Origin of the sequence: Tenacibaculum lutimaris (assembly GCF_003610735.1) — a bacterium.
GTDB classification, from domain to species: Bacteria; Bacteroidota; Bacteroidia; order Flavobacteriales; family Flavobacteriaceae; genus Polaribacter; species Polaribacter lutimaris.
The window spans coordinates 296,847-316,857 of sequence record NZ_RAQM01000008.1; the positions used below are offsets into that span (position 1 = coordinate 296,847).

A 20,011-nucleotide genomic window follows, 5' to 3' on the forward strand; every position below is an offset into this window, starting at 1 on the left:
TATTCCTCCCTTGTTTAATTTAGCTACCTTTGCAAAAACTTTTTTAATGGGCAGAATATTAGCCATAGATTTTGGAAAAAAAAGAACAGGAATTTCCGTAACCGATGAACTTCAAATTATTGCTTCGGGTTTAACAACTGTAAACACCTCTGAACTTATCACATTTTTAAAAGAGTATACTCAAAAAGAAAATGTTGAACTTTTTTTAGTTGGAAAACCAAAGCAGATGGATAATTCTGATAGTGAAAGTGAAGTGCTGATTCTTCCATTTCTAGAAAAACTTGAAAAAGCTATCCCTTCTATCCCTATCAAACGGGTTGATGAGCGATTTACTTCAAAAATGGCTTTTCAAACAATGATTGATAGCGGTTTAAAGAAAAAACAACGTCAAAACAAGGCCTTAGTAGACGAAATTAGTGCTACAATTATCTTACAATCGTATTTGTATAACAAATAAATTTTCTAACACAGAGCTTTCTTTGTATTTTTGCAATCCTTAAAAATTAAAAAGTAGATGATTTTACCCATTGTAGCATACGGAGATCCCGTTTTACGTAAAGTAGGAAAAGAAATCGATAACGATTATCCGCAGTTAGAAAAACTAATTGCCGATATGAGAGAAACCATGTACAATGCTAACGGACTTGGTTTAGCAGCTCCTCAAATAGGAAAAGACATCCGTTTGTTTATAATCGATGCTTCTCCTTTTGCTGAAGATGAAGATTTAAGTGAAGAAGAGAAAAACTACTTTAAAGACTTTAACCGTGTGTTCATCAATGCTAAAATTATTAAAGAAGAAGGTGATGAATGGGCTTTTAACGAAGGGTGTTTAAGTATTCCTACCATTAATGAAGATGTTTTTCGTCAAGAAACTATTACTATAGAATACCAAGATGAAAACTTTGAAAAGCACACAGAAACGTTAAGGGGATTACCTGCTCGTGTTTTTCAACATGAATACGACCATATTGAAGGAGTTTTGTTTACCGATAAACTTTCTTCTTTAAAAAAGAGATTAATTAAAAAGAAATTAGAGAATATTTCAAAAGGAAAGGTAAATGCAGGTTATCGCATGCGTTTTCCAAATGCTAAGAAATAATAATATACTAAAACAGTAAGACATGGAATTTAACAAAATTATAGCTGTTACTGGTAAACCAGGTTTATATGAAATTTTATCACAAACCAAAACTGGTGTTATCGTAAAATCAATTGTAGATGGTAAACGTTTTCCTATTACAGCGACTCACAATGTAAGTTTATTAGAAAACATCGCTATTTACACATATGAAGAAGAAGTGCCTTTAGCACGTGTTTTTAAGAACATTGCTGAAAAAGCAGAAGGTAAAGAAGCGATTTCTCACAAAGAAAGTGCAGCTAAATTAACTGATTTCTTTGGTGAGGTTTTACCAGATTTTGATCAAGAGCGTGTATATGCTTCAAATATTAAAAAAGTAATTCAGTGGTACAACACATTAGCAAAAGCTAATTTTGATTTTAGTACCTTAGTTGAAGCTACTGAAGAAACAACTGCAGAAGAAGCCTAAATCGTGAATACTCGTAAGCAACAGTTAGCCGCCTTTAATCGTTTGTTAGACATCATGGACGACCTTCGTGAGAAGTGTCCGTGGGATAAAAAACAAACCCTACAAAGTCTGCGTCATTTAACTATTGAAGAAACCTACGAGTTAGCAGATGCTATTTTAGACAACGATTTACAAGAAATAAAAAAAGAACTAGGCGATGTGCTTTTGCACATCGTCTTTTATGCTAAAATAGGAAGTGAAAAACAGGCTTTCGATATTGCTGACGTAGCCAATTCAATTTCAGATAAACTCATCGACCGTCATCCGCATATTTATGGTGATGTAGTTGTTGAAAATGAAGAAGACGTTAAGAAAAACTGGGAAAAGCTCAAGCTAAAAGAGGGGAATAAATCGGTTTTAGAAGGCGTTCCTAAAAGTTTACCTGCAGTGGTAAAAGCCAATCGTATTCAAGATAAAGTTGCAGGTGTTGGTTTTGATTGGGAAGAACCACATCAAGTGTGGGAAAAGGTTCAAGAAGAGCTTTCTGAGTTGAACGAAGAAATCAAAAACAACAATCAAGAGAAAATAGAAAAAGAGTTTGGAGACGTTTTGTTCTCCATGATTAACTACGCTCGTTTTATTGGAGTTAATCCTGAAAATGCCTTAGAAAAAACCAATAAAAAATTCATCAATCGCTTTCAGTTTTTAGAAGAAGCTGCCAAAAAAGAAGGCAAGCAACTTTCTGACATGACCCTCGCTGAAATGGATGTGCATTGGGAGAATTCGAAGGAATTTTTCAAATAACTACTACCGTCATTACGAAGGAGGTACGACTGAAGTAATCTGTTTATCTCGAACTATAAATACAAAGATTGCTTCGTTATCACTCGCAATGACGCCTTTAATTGTTACTTCTCCCCGCTATGATATTTCCTATCATTCCGACCGAAGAGAAGAATCTCTTCCAATGAAGTCACAGATACCATTTAGAGTTACAAATATTCGATTATAAGATTTAGCTCCACTGAACCTTACGGTTTCTCACACTCGCTATCGCTTGGTTCGAAATGACAACTCTCGAACGTCATTATAAGTACCATAACACATGACACTACCGTCCGTTGACACCAGACAGTACTATCCTATGACTTTAGGCACTACTGTCTGAAGGTTAAGACAAAATCTACATAACATAAAAAGTATTGTTGATATTCTTTTTCTTGATAAAAAGAAACAAAAATCAAGACTTACCATAAAATCTTGAGAAAATACTACGACACCTTCCACTGATAAAAAGAACTCGCTATCGCTCAAACAGCTTTTTATCTTACACCCACCACTGCTGTCTTGATTTTTAAAGATTTTCTTGTAGGTCATAATATAAGGTTAATATGAAAAGAATAGCAACATCCACAACTAATGCCTTTAATTGTTACTTCTCCCCGCTATAATACTTCCTGTCATTCCGAATGAAATGAGGAATCTCACACCCAATGAAGTTACAAATACCTTTTAGAATTGCAAATACTCAACTATAAGATTTAGCTCTATTGAAGTTTCCTCAATATAACGGAACCATCAGCGAGCTTCGCTAAGCTTTCCTCAACACAACAGAACCATCAGCGAGCTTCGCTGAGCTTTCCTCAACACAACGGAACCATCAGCGAGCGTCGCTGAACTTTCCTCAATACAACGAAACCATCAGCGAGCGCCGCTGAGCTTTCCTCAATACAACGGAACCGTCATTGCGAACTCAGTGAAGCAATCTTTTTATCGATTGTGAGATAGCCACGTCGTTATCACTCCTCGCTATGACGTTTACTTATATTTCCCTATTTTTACTCTATGAATATAATCATCATCACTGGAGGAAGTAAAGGAATCGGTAGAGCCTTAGCCGAAAAATACGCGCAAGAAAACTACAAAGTATACTCACTATCCAGAAGTATTGCGGATTTACAAAATGTTACACAAGTACCTGTGGATTTATCGGATACCAAAGTAACTCACGATACGTTTACAATGTTGTTAGGAGAAATTAAAAACCTTCCTGTTTTGTCCGTTACATTAATTAACAATGCAGGACGATTAGGAGTTATCTCTAATTTAGAAAACATTCCTTCGGAAGATATTGCCAAGAGTATTCATTTGAATACCACTACTCCACTCATTTTATCCAGTTTGTTTATCAAGGCTACACAACAGTTGATGTGTAAAAAACAGATTATTAGTGTTTCTTCGGGTGCAGCCGTAAAACCGTATGAAGGTTGGAGTATTTACTGTACGTCTAAAGCTGCGATTGATATGATGACCAAAACTATTGCTGCGGAACAAAACGAGTTTGAACATGGGGTGAAATGCAATGCTATTTACCCTGGTGTGGTAGATACCAACATGCAAACTGATATTAGAAGTACCGATGAAAAAGATTTTAAGAACGTACAACGCTTTATCGATTTAAAAGAAAACGACCAGTTGTACACTCCTGAGTACGTTGCAGAAACCATTTTTACCATAGACACCCAAAACAAACTACAAAATGGGGATATTGTGGATATTAGAAGTTTTTGAAAAATAACTTAACTTGATTCTTATACTAAATTCTACTAACTTTCACTAACGTTAAATATAAATCATTAAAACAGATTCATATTCTCAAACGAGTTGGTTGCAAGCTAAAATACCGAAAAGATAATTGAAAACTATACTTTTTAATAAAACAGAATGCGGCGTTGATTTTTTACTCAACGTAATACATGATACAGGAATAGTAGACATCTATATGCTTCCTGAAACCCATAATGCCGACTATTTTGAAATCATCGTTTTTAAAAAGGGTAATGGTTACGTATATATTGACAATAGGAAAATAGAAATAAAAAATAATAGTATTTTATTCATTTCACCTTATCAACTCAAAAAATGGGAGGTTCACGTTGAGGAACTTGATTTTACGATTTTAATTTTTAAAGAAGAGTTTTTAAATGAGTTCTTAAACGATAAACTATTCACGTATAAACTTTTATATTTTTATCAATATGACCATCCTACGCGGCTAGATTTAGACCTTGATAAAATAAAAGGTACTTGTAATATTTTACAAGAAATTAAGTCCGAACTCGTTTCTCCCAACTTAGATAGTGCCCATATTATCCGTTCGCTCATTTATTATGTATTGCACCGCCTTAATAGAGATTATGCCAACCAGAACCATTTGCCTTTTCAAATTGACACCTCTAATTATGCCTATGCTTTTAAAAAATTGTTGGAAGAACACATTAAAGAAAAACAGCGCATAGAAGACTATAGTGACATACTAGGGATAAGTAGAATAACACTTAACAAAGCCGTAAAAAAACAATTTCATCAAACTGCAACCCAACTTCTAAAAAACAGACTGCTCACAGAAATTAAAAACGAGCTATTATACTCAAACAAAACTATTAGTGAAATTGCTTTTGGTTTGGGATATTCAGAACCGAATCATATGATGCGTTTTTTTAAAAAACAAACAGGATTTACAGCTAGCGAATTTCAGTCGAGTTATCAAAATGGTAGTTTATCATAACTAATAGGTAGAAACATACCTTCATTGTCTTCGTAATTTTGTACCATAATCAAAACACACAAATTATGAATGTACAATTGATAAGAAACGCTACCATGGTGGTTGAATATGCCGGAAAGAAAATGTTGGTAGATCCTATGTTTTCTAAAAAAGGAGCATTGGCTCGAGGCCCTATGCCTGCCAAAGATTGGAATTGGAAAAGAAACCCAAACAACAATCTTCCACTTCCTATTAAAGACATCATTAAAGACATAGATTTTGTGTTTTTAACACACCTTCACTTTGACCATTGGGATAAAGCTGCAGAAGAAGCATTACCAAAAGATATTAAAATATTTGTTCAAGATGAGAATGACAAAAAAGTCATTACAAAAGCCGGGTTTACTAACCTTGAAATTTTAAGTGAGCATTCAACATTTGGAGAAATTAAATTAAATAGAACGAAGGCACAGCACGGTAAAGGGTTTATCCTTAAACTAGCTGGTCAGGTAACAGGTATGGTAATGCGTCATCCATCTGAGAAAACACTTTACATCGCTGCAGATACAGTTTGGTACGAAGAGGTTGAAAAAACCATTACGAAATTTAATCCAGAAGTCATTGTTGTTAATGGTGGAGATAACCGATTCGTTATTGGAGACCAATTAATCATGAGTAAAGAAGATATTTATAAAACACATCAAGCGGCACCACTAGCAGATATTGTTGTTGTACATATGGAAGGGGTTTATCATAATACACTAACAAGAAAAGCTTTAAGACAATTTACTGATCAAAAGTCAATTAGTAATAGTATTATTATTCCGGAAGACGGAGAAACAATACAACTGTAATGGAAAATAATTTAGAATATAACAAGCAGTTAGTGAGTGATTTTTACACAGCTGTAGATCAGCAAGATTATGATGCTGCCAGTGCATTTTTACATAAAGATTTTACGTTCTACGTGCAAGTAGATAACCCTATACCTGGGGCTGATGGGTTTGTCGCTTCTGAAAAGAAAAATTTTGATGCTTTTGGAGATTTCTCATTCCAAATCATAGATCTTATCGCCGAAGGCAACAAAGTAGCTGCCTATATGATTCACGAAGGAACACACAATAAAAATCCATTGATGGGACTAATACCCAAAGGAAACACTATCCGGTTTTCATTAATGATGTGGTTAACCATTGAGGATGGAAAAATTATAGAGAAACGCGCTCATTTCGATAGAACAGACATTAAGGAACAGGCTGTTAGATAATAATAGGTAATCTTTCAAATTAAAGAAAAAAGCCAGCAGCCAACAATATATAAAAGCAATAGCGGTTCGGGTGAAAACTCGTGCCGTTTTTGTGTTTAATTAAGTATATTGTTAATCGAAAAGCAAGCGCTTTTTAATCCGCTACAGCTCTTATACTAACCGTTAGCAAAACATTTTAATAAGCATCCACATCAATAATAAAGCGAATCGGTCTAAAATCTTTTACCGCTTCAAACGTATTTTTAATTTTTTGTAACTGCTCTTTGGTTTTTCCCAACGATTGTTTTGGTGGAATTTTAATTACCAAATTCTTAATATACTGGTTTCGAATACGAGAAACTGCAGGTGCTGTGGGGCCTAATACGTTTTCATGAAACACATTTTGTAAAGCTTTGGCTAACCAATTAATTCCTGCATCAACTTTTGTATAATCTTTATGTTTTAAAGTTATTTTTATCAAACGATAGTATGGCGGATAATGAAACTGCCAACGATCTTGCAACTGTTCTTTATACATTTCTGTATAATTATTGGTAGATACTTGCTGTAAAATTTGATGATACGGATTGTAGGTTTGTATCGCTACATTTCCTTGTTTTTTGGTACGTCCTGCCCTACCCGATACTTGTACCATGAGTTGAAAAGCTCGTTCATGTGCTCTAAAATCAGGGAAGTTGAGCATGGAATCCGCATTTAAGATTCCTACCAGCGATACATTTTCAAAATCCAATCCTTTAGAAAGCATTTGCGTTCCTACCAAAATATCAATTTCTTGCGCTTCAAAAGCCCCAATAATCTTTTGATACCCATATTTTCCTCGGGTGGTATCCAAGTCCATTCGTCCAATATTATGGTTCGGAAATAGCTCTTTAAGTTCCAATTCTATTTGCTCCGTTCCAAAACCTTTGGTATCTAACGTAGCACTTCCACAAGCACCACAACTATTCGGCATTGCACGTTGGTAATGGCAATAATGACATTTTAACTCTTTACGGAATTTATGATAGGTTAAACTCACATCACAATTCGGACATTGAGGAGAAACACCACACGTAGTACACTCTACAACAGGCGAAAATCCACGTCGGTTTTGAAATAAAATAACCTGTTCTTTTTCCTCCAACGCTTCCGTAATCATTTTTAGTAAACGATCCGAAAAATGACCATTCATTTCCTTTTTTCGGTGCTTTTCTTTAATGTCTATCAGCTCAATTTTAGGCAATTGAATGTTTCCGAAACGACGCGTTAATTCTATAAATCCGTATTTGTTTTGCTCTGCGTTGAAATAACTTTCTATCGATGGTGTTGCAGAGCCTAACAATACTTTTGTTTGGTGTAAATGACCTAATACTACCGAAGCATCACGCGCATTGTAACGTGGTGACGGTTCAAATTGCTTGTAGGACGTTTCGTGCTCTTCATCCACTACAATCAACCCTAAGTTTGAAAACGGTAAAAACAACGAAGAACGCGCTCCTAAAATAACCTGAGCTTTCGGTTTATTTTCTAACACATTATTCCACACCTCTACTCGTTCGTTCATCGAGTATTTTGAATGGAATACAGAAATAAAGTTTCCAAAATAGTTTTGTAAACGGGTAATAATTTGAGTTGTTAAGGCTATTTCTGGTAGTAAAAACAATACCTGTTTTCCTTCAGCAATCACTTCTTTAATTAGTTTTACATAAATTTCTGTTTTACCAGAACCTGTAACCCCATGTAATAAACTTACCTGTTGTGTTTCAAAAGAAGTTTTTATTTGATTGAAAGCTTCTTGTTGAAACTCATTCAACTCTTTTATCTGATTCGTTTCTCCTTGGTAGTTAATTCGATCAGTTTGAATATGATAAAACTCAAAAATATCTTTCTCTACTAAGGCTTTTAAAACTGTGGAAGAAGCTCTCGACTGTTCTTCTAAATCTTTTGCTTTTATCGGTTTTTTAGCCGCTGCTAACTGAAAATACGTCAGTACAGCTTCTCGTTGCTTTTTAGCTCTTGAAAGTTCCTCTAAAAGTGTTTGTAAGCCTTCATTTGAGGCATACTTATTATGTAATCGAACATACTTAACCAGTTTAGGCTTATATGTTTCGTAAATTTCTTCTTTAATGTAAACCGCATTCTTCTCTATCAATCCGTTAATGATAGGAAGTACGGTTTTCTTTCCTAAAATATCAGCAACTTGATGAATGGTTAACTGTGAATGATGTTGTAAGGCTTCAAAAATTAAAAACTCTTCATCAGTTAATATTGCTTCTTCTTCAAAGTTTTCATTTTTATAGATAATGGTTTCACTTTCTAGCAAAAATGCTGAAGGTAAGGCTGCTCTGTATACATCGCCTAACGAACACATATAATAGCTCGAAATCCACTGCCAATGTTTTAGTTGCTGTTCTGTTATAATAGGAGTATCATCTAATATTTGATGAATGTCTTTGGCTTCATATAATTCGGGTGCCGTTTGATGAATGTTAAACACCAATGCTGTATAAATTTTACTTTTTCCGAAAGAAACCACTACACGCATTCCTTTTTTTAAAAAAGAAGCTTCTGCCTCGGTTACCGTATAGGTAAACGTTTTTTGCAACGGAATGGGTAATATGACGTCGATGAAATATGGCATTATTCTACTATTTCTAATGGAGCTGGCGGAGGTGGAGTAAGGTTTAATTGATACCCTCTCTCGTCAAATAATCTAAGATCTTTTTCCAATAAAATCTGAAGTGGATATACGCTTTTTAATGAATCTATATTATCGTTTTTAAAACTCTTTATAAAGTTGAAATATGATACCGAAATTGTATCTAACACTTTTGAAACTCTCTCTTTTGACTTTTTTGTTAAATCATTATATCTTAAAATAATGATGCTTTTATCGGGACTGTCTGCATATTCAGGATTCTTACCTCTATTTAAAAATTGCTTTTTTAGAAATTCTTCAAAACTGTATACTTCCAGTAATTCTGTACTTAAAAAATATGTCAAGTCTTGTTTAAAATTACCTTCTATTATAACTGAATTCCTTTCTTTAGGACAAAAAGTAGGTAAATGACAATCTATTAACAAGTTAATATTTAAAGGTATATCGTAGTTTTGTTTCCTTATATACTGATTTTTAGATGTAATTCCCTTATAATACTCGCATTTTTCAAGATAACTCTCAAAACTAGTAATTGTATCTAAAGCAAAAACAAAAGTAGAATCTGTATTTTTCTGTGTAGGAAAAACATCTTTTATTGTTAAAACTCGTTCCTTCTGTTGCTTAGAACAAGAAATTATCAATAAAAATAGAATAGGAATTATGTAAATAGTAGTTTTCTTCATTTAATATCAAAACTACACAAAAATGAGTACATTGTAAACATCAAAGCTTCTATATTTATGACTTCAATAGAATGGAAAAATAAGGTAAGTAAAAAACAGGTTAACAATTAACCGCTTATCATTTCTAAGTACAGCTTTTCTACTTTGGCTCTTGCCCAAGGTGTTGTTCTTAAAAACTTTAAACTAGATTTATAGGTTGGGTTCTTTTTGAAAGCATTTATATTCAATATTTCTCCCATTTCCTCCCAACCATACTCTAAGTATAATTCTTCTAACATGGTGGCTAATTTTATTCCGTGAAGCGGATTATTTGGCTGTTCTTGACTCATGCTACAAAGGTAAATAATCTATTGTAGCAACTCATCTAACAAACTCCTTATTTTATGACTATTCCAATCTGCTGGTCCTTTTTTATCTACAACTATAACTCCATTTTTATCAATAACAAACGTCGCAGGAATTGAATTGCTCACTAATTGGTCAGGTACTTTTGATAAAATATTATACGTTGGTAAATCGTAGCCTTTATCTTTATAAAAAGTATCAATAGTCGACCAATCTTCATTACTTACAAATACAAATTCAACCTTATCTTTGTAATCATCGTATAATTTTTGAATACTTGGCATTTCTGCAACACAAGGCGGACACCAAGTTGCCCAAAAATTTACAAATACTACTTTCTCTTTTAACGAGTTAAAATCAACACTCTCTGTATTTAATCCTTTTAAATTCCAATTATAATCTGTTAATTCTACCCTTTTATCCTCAGTTATAGTTGACGGTGCAAAAGAAATTAATCGAATAAAATATACTTTGGTTGGTGGATATAACAGTAATCCTATTAAGATTACAAATATGATATTGGAAATTGTTTTTCTATTAAATTTCATCAAATTATTTTTTAGGCAGAATTGTCGTTTTAAATACTAACACATTACAACAATTACTTTTCTTTAATTTTTTTCTCAAATCTACCACTCTTAAGGAAGATCAAGAAAATATTAACAAACATTTGGGTAATACTGTTCTATAATATTAAACACAACTGTCCCTTTTGTTTGCTAATTTTTCAATACTTTAGCAACACTTTTTAAACAAACATACTTAAGAATGAAAAATACAGCTTTATCACATGTACATGAAGCTTTAGGAGCAAAAATGGTTCCTTTTGCGGGATACAATATGCCTGTGCAATACGAAGGAGTAAATATTGAACACGAAACTGTTAGAAACGGTGTAGGTGTTTTTGATGTGAGCCATATGGGAGAGTTCTTCTTAAAAGGAGAAAATGCATTAGCTTTAATTCAAAAAGTTTCATCTAACGATGCTTCTAAATTAACTCCAGGAAAAGCTCAATATAGCTGTATGCCAAATAACGATGGTGGTATTGTAGATGATTTAATTATTTACATGATTGCTGAAAATGAGTATATGTTAGTAGTAAATGCTTCTAATATTGAAAAGGATTGGAACTGGATTTCGCAACACAACGATTTAAATGTTGAAATGGAAAACCGTTCTGAAGATTGGTCGTTATTAGCCATTCAAGGTCCAAAAGCTGCTGAGGCAATGCAATCATTAACTTCAGTAGATTTAATAAATATTAAATTCTATACTTTTGAAATTACTGATTTTGCTGGAATTCCGAACGTTGTAGTTTCTGCTACAGGTTATACGGGTTCTGGTGGATTTGAGGTATATGTAAAGAATGAAGATGTTGAGCAACTTTGGAATAAAGTTTTTGAAGCAGGTAAAGATTGGGGAATTAAACCTATCGGGTTAGCTGCTCGTGATACTTTACGTTTAGAAATGGGATATTGTTTATATGGTAACGATATTGACGATACTACTTCTCCGTTAGAAGCTGGTTTAGGTTGGATTACTAAGTTTACCAAAGATTTTGTAAATGCTGAAGCTTTAAAAGCTCAAAAAGAAGCTGGGGTTACTCGTAAATTAGTTGCTTTTGAATTAACTGAGCGTGGTGTTCCTCGTCATGATTACGAGATTGTTGATGCTGACGGAAACAACATTGGTCGTGTTACTTCAGGAACTATGAGCCCTTCTTTAGGAAAAGGAATTGGTTTAGGATACGTTACTATTGAAAACTCAAAAATTGATAGTGATATATTTATTCAAGTACGTAAAAAACAACTTTCTGCAAAGGTGGTTAAATTGCCTTTTTACAAAGGATAAAATATAAACTCGAATAAAAAAGCAGCTCAAATGAGCTGCTTTTTTTTACCCCTAAATAAAATAATTTGACTTTCCCCTTAAATCAAATTAAGTACTTACTTACTAGTAAGCACCCCGAATTTACTTAAAACCTGTGTTCTTTTTATTTACAGTACCTCAAACGTACTTTTTTAAGTTACTAGTGTAGCATACGATAGTTTAAAAGTAAAAAGCAGCTCTTACAAGAACTGCTTTATTACTTATTTATTTAAACGCTTAGTTATTTTTCTTTTCGTCATCTTTTGATGCTTTATTCCAGATTTTAATTTCATCATCTATTGTAACACCTTCTAATACTTCAATGTTTACGCCATCAGAAACTCCTAATTTTAACTCACGCTTTTCAAACTCATCTTCTCCTTTTTTTACCTCTACATATGGCTCTTCTGTTTTCTTATCAAAACGCAATAACGATTCTTTAATAGATAACACACTATCTTTTTTCTCTAAAACAATATCAGCATTGGCACTATATCCTGCTCTCACAAAATAATTGTCGTCAAGGCTTACATCTGCTTTAATTTTAAACTGTACTGCCCCGTTTTCTTCTGTTCCTTTAGGTGCAATAAAATTTAATACTGCAGGAAACTTTTTATTTTCAATAGCTCCTAATGAAACTTCAATATTAGAACCTTTTACCAACTTTCCTACTTCAGATTCATCTACTTGTCCTTCAAAAATCATCTTTTCCATATCTGCAATCGTAGCAATGGTAGTTCCTTCGTTAAAATTGTTAGACTGAATAACTTGGTATCCTTTCTTAACTGGAATTTCTACCACCATACCCGAGGTTGTCGCTCTAATGTTTGTATTAGCTCCTGCCGAACCTACTGATCCTTTTTTTATGATTTGGTAATCGTTTTGAGCATTTCTCAAGTCATTTTTTGCTTGGTTATATGACAATTGAGAAGCTTCAAACTCTTGACTAGAAATTACTCCTTTATCAAATAAGCTTTTATTTCTATCATATTGAGTTTTGGCATTGTTTAATTGAATTTGCACAGAACTAATTCGTCCTTTAGCACTCTGTAACGATTGCTCGTTAGGCACTACTCGTACTGTAGCTAATAAATCTCCTGCTTTTACAATAGCTCCTTCTTCAACTACAATTTTATCTATAATTCCTGCAATTTGAGGTTTTATTTCAACTTCCTCTAAAGGAACAACCTTACCTGTGGCTACTGCCTTTTTTACAATAGTTGTTTTAAATGGTTTTTCCGTTTCGTAAGTAACCACACTTTTTTGATTTTTCTTTCCTAACCAAATTAGGATGACTACAAATAATAGTGCTACGATTCCTAAAATAATTTTTGCTCTTTTGCTCATGATTAATTGATTATTTCTTTTTTTATTCTTCTCTTAATGCTTCGATTGGTTTTACTACCGTTGCCATGTATGCGGGTATTAATCCTATTAGTGTTCCTAAAAGAACTAATATGAAAAACGCCAACATTACTATGGGTATATTTACGGTTGGATTTACTAATGTTGGATCATCCCCACTTCCTACCGTAAAATCTAATAGAAATAGTACAAGTCCTCCAAAAATAATTCCTAACATTCCTGCCACAGTAGTTAAGAAAACTGATTCTAAAACAATTTGTCGTCTAATACTTCTTGGAGTTGCTCCTAAAGCTCGTCTAATTCCAATTTCTTTAGTACGTTCTTTTACAGTAATTAACAAGATATTTCCAATAGCAAAAACTCCTGCTATTAAAGTTGCGATTCCTACAAACCAAGTTAAAAACTGCATTCCTGTTAAAAAGCCCATTAATTTATCTATCTGATCTCCTAAATTCACACTACCAAAAGCTCTATTATCTTCTGGATGTACTTTATGTAAACTTTTTAGTGTTAATAAGATATCTTTTTCCATTTGTTTGATATCTACTCCTTCATTAGCCGTAATCATCATCCAATCTACTTTATTGGACGTATTATATACTTTTTGAAAAGTGGTAAACGGTATATAGGCAGTATCTCCATCAATATCAATAGTGTTTGAAGGTTTATACACTCCTACAACCTTGTAGTTTACGTTGCTAATTTTAACATACTGCCCAATAGGCATTTCCTTTTTATCAAACAGTTGTTTGTACATATCTTCAGATATTACACAAACTTTGGAATTGTTTTTTATATCATTCTGATTAAGAAAACGTCCATACATAAGATCTTTCTTCTGTACGCGATCTAATACTGGATAATCTCCACTAACTTGAAAATCACCAGTTTTAAAATCCTTAACAATAGTTCCGTTTGTTTGATTTCTAGGAGCTAATAACTTTATTTCTTTAGCATATTCTTTTTCAAGAACCTCTATATCTTTAAATGTTAGGCTAAATCTTCTTCCTTTTTGAAACCCCTTAAAAGGCATATCGGTTCTCTGCGTCCATACAAAAACACTGTTGGTTGCAAAATCTCCAAATATTCTTTTAAAATTGTTCTCCATACCACGAGCAGCACCTAATAACACTACTAAAATGAAGATTCCCCACAGTACTCCTACAATGGTAATACCTGTTCTTAATTTATTTTTACGAATACTTCCGTAAATCTCTTGCCAAGTGTCTGAATCAAATAAAAACTTCATAATTAATCTGCTCTTAATGCTACAATTGGTTTAATTTGTGCTGCCTTTTTTGCAGGTAAATACCCTGCAATTAATCCTGATAAGATTAATATGATAGTAGCTCCTATTACAATACCTGGACTTACACTTGGATCTTTTATAAAGTACTTTTCAAGGCTATCACCTATAGCACTTAATATATAAGTTCCTAAACTCAAACCTAAGTATCCTGCTATGGTTGTAATTAAGATTGATTCTTGAATTACCATACCAATTATTGAAGATGGTTTTGCTCCTAATGCTTTACGGATTCCGAACTCTTTAGTACGTTCTTTAATCACAAAAATCATGATATTACTAATTCCTATAATTCCTGCAATTAAAGTTCCTGAGCCGACAAAGATTACAATGAAATACAAGGCAAACATAAATTGGTTAATTCCTTTGTTTGCTTCTGCCATGTTTCTTACCGATAAAGCACTTTGATCATCAGGGTGAATATCTAATTTTTTTCGTAAATCTCTTTCTAAACGATTTCCAAATGTAATAGCTTGATCTAAGTTTAATTTTGGATCATAACCAATATTTATTTGACTGATATAATCATTGTTACCATATAATTTTTGAGCAGTCGTAACTGGCATATAGGTTAAACGCTCTTCGTTATCACCTCCCTCATCAGAAAAAATACCGATTACTTTATATGAAATTCCATCAACATTTACTCTTTTTCCCAACGCAGGTTTTTCTCCAAATAAGTCTTGTTTAACAAGACGACCTATCACGATAACTTTTGCGTTATTTTTTAAATCTAACTCGTTAATATATCTTCCTTCATCAATAATTGTTTTTTCTAAAAACTGATGATCTGGATGTACTGCTCGTAATTGGTAGCTATTTTGATTGTTTTTGTACGTAATATTTACGCTTTTATATATTCTTGCTGTTAAATGTTGAATTTTATCTTCATATTCATCTTTAACATAATCAAAATCTTTATTCTTTAGCTGTATTCTTCTTCCTGTTTGTAAGCCTTTATAAGGTTTTGAGGTTTTCCATACTCTTACAAACATTGCATTGGTTGCATCATCCGCAAAAGCAGTTTTAAACTGATTCTGTAACCCCGATACAATTCCAAATAATAAGGTAAAAAGTAGAATAGCAAAAGCGACAGTAAACCCTGATAAAACAGAACGAAGTTTGTTTTTGCTAATACTTTGAAAAATTTCTCTCCAACGATCTATATCAAACATATTATACCGCTTTAGAGTTTTCTGCTTTGGTTGCCATTTCTGTTAATTCATCACTAATGATAACTCCATCTTTTAAACGAACAACTCGATTGGTTTGCGCAGCTACTTCTTCTTCATGGGTAATTACAAAAACCGTCATACCTTCATTGTTAATCTCTGTTAACAAATCCATTACAGAATCGGTTGTTGCTGAATCTAATGCTCCTGTTGGCTCATCCGCTAAAACTACTTTAGGTTTTGTTGCCAATGCTCTTGCAATAGCTACACGTTGTTTTTGTCCTCCTGAAAGTTCATTTGGTAAATGATTAGCCCAGTCTTTTAAACCAACCTTTTCAAGATATTCCATAGCTATTTCTAAACGTTCTTTTCTCCCTATACCTTTATAATACAATGGCAACGCAACGTTTTCTAAAGCTGTTTTATAAGAAATTAGGTTAAACGACTGAAAAACAAAACCTAAAAACTTATTACGCAATACTGCTGCCTTCTTTTCATTTAGGTTTTCAATTAACTGTCCGTTTAAGTAGTATTTTCCTTCATCATGCGTATCTAACAGGCCTACGATATTTAATAAGGTAGACTTACCAGAACCTGAAGATCCCATAATAGACACAAATTCTCCTTCTTTAATATGTAAATTTAATCCCTTTAAAACATGAAGAGAGTCTTTTCCTATAGGATAAGATTTGTGAAGATTTTCTATTCGAATCATAGTTTTAGTTAATTTTTAAATAAAAGTACATACTGATTTACATAATTACATCTAAATTATTGTTAAAACACTATTTACTTTCTTACAAGACGCTTACTTTTGATTAATGTTACAAATTAGCACTTAATTTTTTATAAAAAATTAAATATGAATAATTTACCTAGTAATAAAAAAGTGATTTTATTTGATGGCATCTGTAATTTTTGCAACGATAGTGTGCTAAAAGTTATAAAACATGACACTAAAAATCAGTTTGTTTTCACCTCTCTTCAATCTGACATAGGAAAGGAAATTACTAAATATTTAGGTGTTGATACCTCAAAAATAGATTCTATTATTTTATATGAACCTTCTGTTGCTTACTATATAAAATCTTCTGCTGCTTTAAAAATTATGAATGATTTTGGCGGAATTTGGAAGTTAACCCAAGTTTTTTGGGTTCTTCCTGAAAGGCTTAGAAATATTGTATACGATTACATTGCTAAAAATCGTTACAAGTGGTTTGGAAAAAAGGAGGCCTGTATGATACCTTCTAAAGAAATACAAGAAAAGTTTTTATAAAAAATAAGCTCACCAAATTGGTGAGCTCACTCATAGCAATATTTCCCTATTTTCTGGGGACGACTTAATTAAAATAAATTTTTGAAGCTCCTAAGGCAACTTCTTTAGTATCTTTTTTAGTTTTTGCTGATAAATCGTAAATATCTAATTTACTATTACCCGAAAAGCTAGCATCTAATACAAAAACTTCGTTGTTTCTTACACCTAAACCATAAAGGTATCCTGCATCTGTAGTTAATAATTCAGATGTTGGTAAAGTAGTAGCATTTACATCCGTTTTATAAATGTTATTTCCTAAACTATAATAAACATTATTACCATCTAAAACCATTTGAGAAGGGTGCTCTCCTTCATTGAAAACTAATTCTGAATCAACCTCGTTACTAGCTGTATTTATAAAAGAAATAGCTGCTAATGTATGTCCTACTACATTCCAATTCTCATCATAAATAGTTTTTCCTTGAGATAAAACTACTAACTTACCTGAACTATCTACATATAACTCATCTGGGTTATCTTTAACTGTTATTTCTTTTACTACTGACTTTGTAGCAATATCAATTACAACTACTTTATTATTTGTTCCGAATGCTCCTAAATGAGAAACATATAATTTTCCATTTTTAGCAATAATTCTTTCTGGTCCTAAAGCTACGTCTACTTTTCCTTCTACTTCTAAAGAGTTTAAGTCTACAATTGCAACAAAATCATCATTATCATTATCTGTAGCTCCCCAGTTAGTTACATAACCTTTATTTCCTACTACGGTCATATACCTTGGTTTTGATAAACCTGTTGTAATAACTCCTGCTTTATCAAAAGTATATCTATCTACTACTGTTACAGTGTTTTGGTTATCTGCAACGATATAAGCTCTATCATTATCAAATGCAATAGACTGAACATACTCTCCAAACTCAGCATTATTTACTTTTTTATAAATTGTATTTTCTACAATTGATAAATCATTAGATACAAAAGAAACAGATCCTGAAACAGCTGTAGTACCTTCTCCACTTATCAAAATTCCATTTTCATAATCTCCTTTAGGTAAACTTGAACTTGAATCATCGCTACATGATGTAAAAAGGATACCTCCTAAGAATAATAATCCTAATAATTTAGTTATTTTCATTTGTTAAAATTTATAATTGATATTTATGTTAAAATTTCTTTGTGGCATGGGTCTCCTTGGCATAACCATATATTTTTCTCCTAATAGATTATTTATTTTGACTCCTAATAATAGCTCATTTTGTTTCTTCTGATATAATTTATATTCTGCTCCCACATTAACTATAAAAAAACTAGGAACAATAAAATCATCAGAATTGTCTTCTGTAGTATACACTTCTCCATTAAAAAGTGACTGAACGAAAAGGTTGGCTTTTTTATAGTTTACCGATAAATTACTATTTAATAAATGTTTAGGCACAAAAGTTAAATACTTATCTGTCTCACTATCTTTGGCTAAAGCATAAGAATAATTAGAACTTGCATTAAATTTATATTCTCCTAAATCAATTTTATAACTTAAACTAGCCTCTATACCTTTATTCTGGGTTTCATTTAAATTGATGGGAACCCAAACACCAGGTCTGCTTGAATCACCAGAAGGTGTCCAGACTATCTTATCGTCTGTATTAATCAAATAAGCCCCTACATCAATGATTAAACCTTTATTTGAGTACCCTAATCCTACCTCACTTTGAATAGATGTTTCTGGAATCAAATTTTCATTTCCTTGTCCTGGCCAAAACAAGTCATTATATGTTGGTACTCTATAATTTTTAGATCCGTTGACTCTTACATACCATTTTGAAATAGGAGTTACTTTTATCCCTGCAGCATAAACAAACGGAACCTTATAATCTGAATTAAAATCCTTTCTTAACTTAACATTAAAGGAAACATTTTTATGTATATCTTGTGTATAAACAAGGTACTGAGAAAATTGTTTTCTATTTTTCTCTTTAATTACATCTGTACTACCAAAAGCAGATTCATACTCTGAAAAAGATGAAATTTTTGCTTTAATTCTAGGAAGTTTATAGTTCAGGTTGTACGACGCTATTACTCTTCTCGATTTTCCATAATTAAAATTATCAGAAAACTTATTAGAGAAATATTGATACTTCTGTGTTAAATATGCTAACTTGACTTCATGTCCTATTCTACCCTTTTCAAAACCATACACCAATAAGTTTCTTTGGTTAGAGTCTATATATTTTTCTCTTGCAGATGTTGGATTAGGTAATGTTCCTGAGAAATGACGCTCACCAGAAAAGCTTGTACTATAAAACTTTAATTCAGATTGATTATTGAACTTATACCCAAAACCTAAGTTAATTCCATAGTTTTCATAAGCTCCATTAGTATTCCTATACTCTGTATCAAACAATTTAAAATCATTTTCTGAAGAATTTCTAGAAACTCCTATAGCTATGCTATATTTTGAATTGGATATTTTCGATTTAAAAAATGAATTGAATGTATTGTAACTTCCCCCTGTTAGTACAAATTGATTTTTTACATTAAATCCTTCCGTGTAATTTAAAACATCATTTAAATGTACAGTTCCTCCTATTGCACCTGAACCGTATTCAATACTCCCTCCTCCTTTTCTTACATCAATAGCGTCATTTAGGCTTACTGTTAAAGAATTAAAACCTGTTTGTCCATTGTTTATAGAGTTAATGTTGATTCCATTCCATACAACAGCTGTATTAGAAGCGCTCGTCCCTCTAAAACTCACAGAACTTGTACCTCCTTTTCCGTATTCCTTTAAATAAATTGATGAATTATATCTTATTAAATCAGTAAAAGATTCAATATTTCGTGTCAACACAGAATCTGAAAGACTTACCACATGCTGACCTATGGAGTTTTCTTTTAATTTTTTTGTAGCATTGATAATAACTTCATCTAACCGATAAGAAATAGTATCATTTTGTCCTACTAGAACAATCACATAAAAAAAAGAAAAAAATGTAATTAATTTTTTAGCCATATTCTAC

20 protein-coding genes are annotated in these 20,011 nt (G+C 32.5%); 10 read left to right on the forward strand and 10 right to left on the reverse strand.

Annotated elements, in window-relative coordinates:
* The first annotated feature begins 46 nt into the window (after positions 1-46).
* From ruvX to C8N26_RS07840, 8 genes are all read left to right on the forward strand, one after another.
* Positions 47-457 (forward strand): Holliday junction resolvase RuvX, encoded by a 411-nt coding sequence (ruvX, locus tag C8N26_RS07805; protein ID WP_120186798.1) that lies wholly within the window; start codon positions 47-49, stop codon positions 455-457.
* 57 nt (positions 458-514) lie between these two features.
* On the forward strand, positions 515-1,099 hold the full coding sequence (def, locus tag C8N26_RS07810; RefSeq protein WP_120186799.1) for a peptide deformylase: 585 nt from the start codon (positions 515-517) through the stop codon (positions 1,097-1,099).
* A gap of 22 nt (positions 1,100-1,121) precedes the next feature.
* Positions 1,122-1,547, forward strand: coding sequence for a DUF5606 family protein (locus tag C8N26_RS07815; RefSeq protein ID WP_120186800.1), 426 nt, complete (start codon positions 1,122-1,124; stop codon positions 1,545-1,547).
* A 3-nt stretch (positions 1,548-1,550) separates the two neighbouring features.
* Entirely contained in the window at positions 1,551-2,330 is a 780-nt protein-coding gene (gene mazG, locus C8N26_RS07820; RefSeq protein WP_120186801.1) for a nucleoside triphosphate pyrophosphohydrolase, read from the forward strand.
* Between the two features lie 1,041 nt (positions 2,331-3,371).
* Positions 3,372-4,097 (forward strand): SDR family NAD(P)-dependent oxidoreductase, encoded by a 726-nt coding sequence (locus tag C8N26_RS07825; protein ID WP_120186802.1) that lies wholly within the window; start codon positions 3,372-3,374, stop codon positions 4,095-4,097.
* A gap of 124 nt (positions 4,098-4,221) precedes the next feature.
* The gene (locus tag C8N26_RS07830; RefSeq protein WP_245962539.1) at positions 4,222-5,094 is read left to right on the forward strand and encodes a helix-turn-helix domain-containing protein; all 873 of its coding nucleotides are present in this window, start codon (positions 4,222-4,224) and stop codon (positions 5,092-5,094) included.
* A gap of 65 nt (positions 5,095-5,159) precedes the next feature.
* Positions 5,160-5,927 carry an MBL fold metallo-hydrolase gene (locus C8N26_RS07835; protein WP_120186803.1) on the forward strand — a complete coding sequence of 256 codons (768 nt, stop codon included), beginning with the start codon at positions 5,160-5,162 and terminating at the stop codon, positions 5,925-5,927.
* A complete protein-coding gene (locus tag C8N26_RS07840) occupies positions 5,927-6,340 on the forward strand; it encodes an ester cyclase (protein ID WP_120186804.1) in 414 nt (137 codons plus the stop codon). The genes C8N26_RS07835 and C8N26_RS07840 overlap by 1 nt, the downstream gene beginning before the upstream one ends.
* 175 nt (positions 6,341-6,515) lie before the next feature.
* Here C8N26_RS07840 and priA read toward each other — a convergent pair whose 3' ends face one another.
* The 4 genes from priA to C8N26_RS07860 form a co-directional block, all read right to left on the reverse strand.
* Positions 6,516-8,960, reverse strand: coding sequence for a replication restart helicase PriA (gene priA / locus C8N26_RS07845; protein WP_120186805.1), 2,445 nt, complete (start codon positions 8,958-8,960; stop codon positions 6,516-6,518).
* Positions 8,960-9,661, reverse strand: a complete 702-nt coding sequence (locus tag C8N26_RS07850; protein WP_120186806.1) for a hypothetical protein — start codon at positions 9,659-9,661, stop codon at positions 8,960-8,962. The genes priA and C8N26_RS07850 overlap by 1 nt, the downstream gene beginning before the upstream one ends.
* Positions 9,662-9,768: 107 nt before the next feature.
* Positions 9,769-9,990, reverse strand: coding sequence for a VF530 family protein (locus tag C8N26_RS07855; RefSeq protein WP_120186807.1), 222 nt, complete (start codon positions 9,988-9,990; stop codon positions 9,769-9,771).
* An 18-nt stretch (positions 9,991-10,008) separates the two neighbouring features.
* Positions 10,009-10,554 carry a TlpA family protein disulfide reductase gene (locus tag C8N26_RS07860; RefSeq protein WP_120186808.1) on the reverse strand — a complete coding sequence of 182 codons (546 nt, stop codon included), beginning with the start codon at positions 10,552-10,554 and terminating at the stop codon, positions 10,009-10,011.
* A gap of 220 nt (positions 10,555-10,774) precedes the next feature.
* Here C8N26_RS07860 and gcvT point away from each other — a divergent pair, with 220 nt between their 5' ends.
* Complete coding sequence (gcvT, locus tag C8N26_RS07865) at positions 10,775-11,857, forward strand: glycine cleavage system aminomethyltransferase GcvT (RefSeq protein WP_120186809.1); 1,083 nt, start codon at positions 10,775-10,777, stop codon at positions 11,855-11,857.
* A gap of 255 nt (positions 11,858-12,112) precedes the next feature.
* Here the strand turns inward: gcvT and C8N26_RS07870 are convergent, their stop codons facing one another.
* The 4 genes from C8N26_RS07870 to C8N26_RS07885 are packed head-to-tail and all read right to left on the reverse strand — an operon-like array spanning position 12,113 to position 16,433.
* A complete protein-coding gene (locus tag C8N26_RS07870; RefSeq protein WP_120186810.1) occupies positions 12,113-13,222 on the reverse strand; it encodes an efflux RND transporter periplasmic adaptor subunit in 1,110 nt (369 codons plus the stop codon).
* A 22-nt stretch (positions 13,223-13,244) separates the two neighbouring features.
* Positions 13,245-14,489, reverse strand: coding sequence for an ABC transporter permease (locus C8N26_RS07875; RefSeq protein ID WP_120186811.1), 1,245 nt, complete (start codon positions 14,487-14,489; stop codon positions 13,245-13,247).
* 2 nt (positions 14,490-14,491) lie between these two features.
* Positions 14,492-15,721 carry an ABC transporter permease gene (locus C8N26_RS07880; RefSeq protein ID WP_120186812.1) on the reverse strand — a complete coding sequence of 410 codons (1,230 nt, stop codon included), beginning with the start codon at positions 15,719-15,721 and terminating at the stop codon, positions 14,492-14,494.
* A gap of 1 nt (position 15,722) precedes the next feature.
* Positions 15,723-16,433, reverse strand: a complete 711-nt coding sequence (locus C8N26_RS07885; RefSeq protein ID WP_120186813.1) for an ABC transporter ATP-binding protein — start codon at positions 16,431-16,433, stop codon at positions 15,723-15,725.
* A 147-nt stretch (positions 16,434-16,580) separates the two neighbouring features.
* Here C8N26_RS07885 and C8N26_RS07890 point away from each other — a divergent pair, with 147 nt between their 5' ends.
* Complete coding sequence (locus C8N26_RS07890; RefSeq protein ID WP_028891880.1) at positions 16,581-16,994, forward strand: thiol-disulfide oxidoreductase DCC family protein; 414 nt, start codon at positions 16,581-16,583, stop codon at positions 16,992-16,994.
* Positions 16,995-17,058: 64 nt separating this feature from the next.
* Here the strand turns inward: C8N26_RS07890 and C8N26_RS07895 are convergent, their stop codons facing one another.
* A complete protein-coding gene (locus C8N26_RS07895) occupies positions 17,059-18,129 on the reverse strand; it encodes a YncE family protein (RefSeq protein WP_028891879.1) in 1,071 nt (356 codons plus the stop codon).
* A 3-nt stretch (positions 18,130-18,132) separates the two neighbouring features.
* Complete coding sequence (locus C8N26_RS07900; RefSeq protein ID WP_120186814.1) at positions 18,133-20,004, reverse strand: TonB-dependent receptor plug domain-containing protein; 1,872 nt, start codon at positions 20,002-20,004, stop codon at positions 18,133-18,135.
* Between the last annotated feature and the right edge of the window lie 7 nt (positions 20,005-20,011).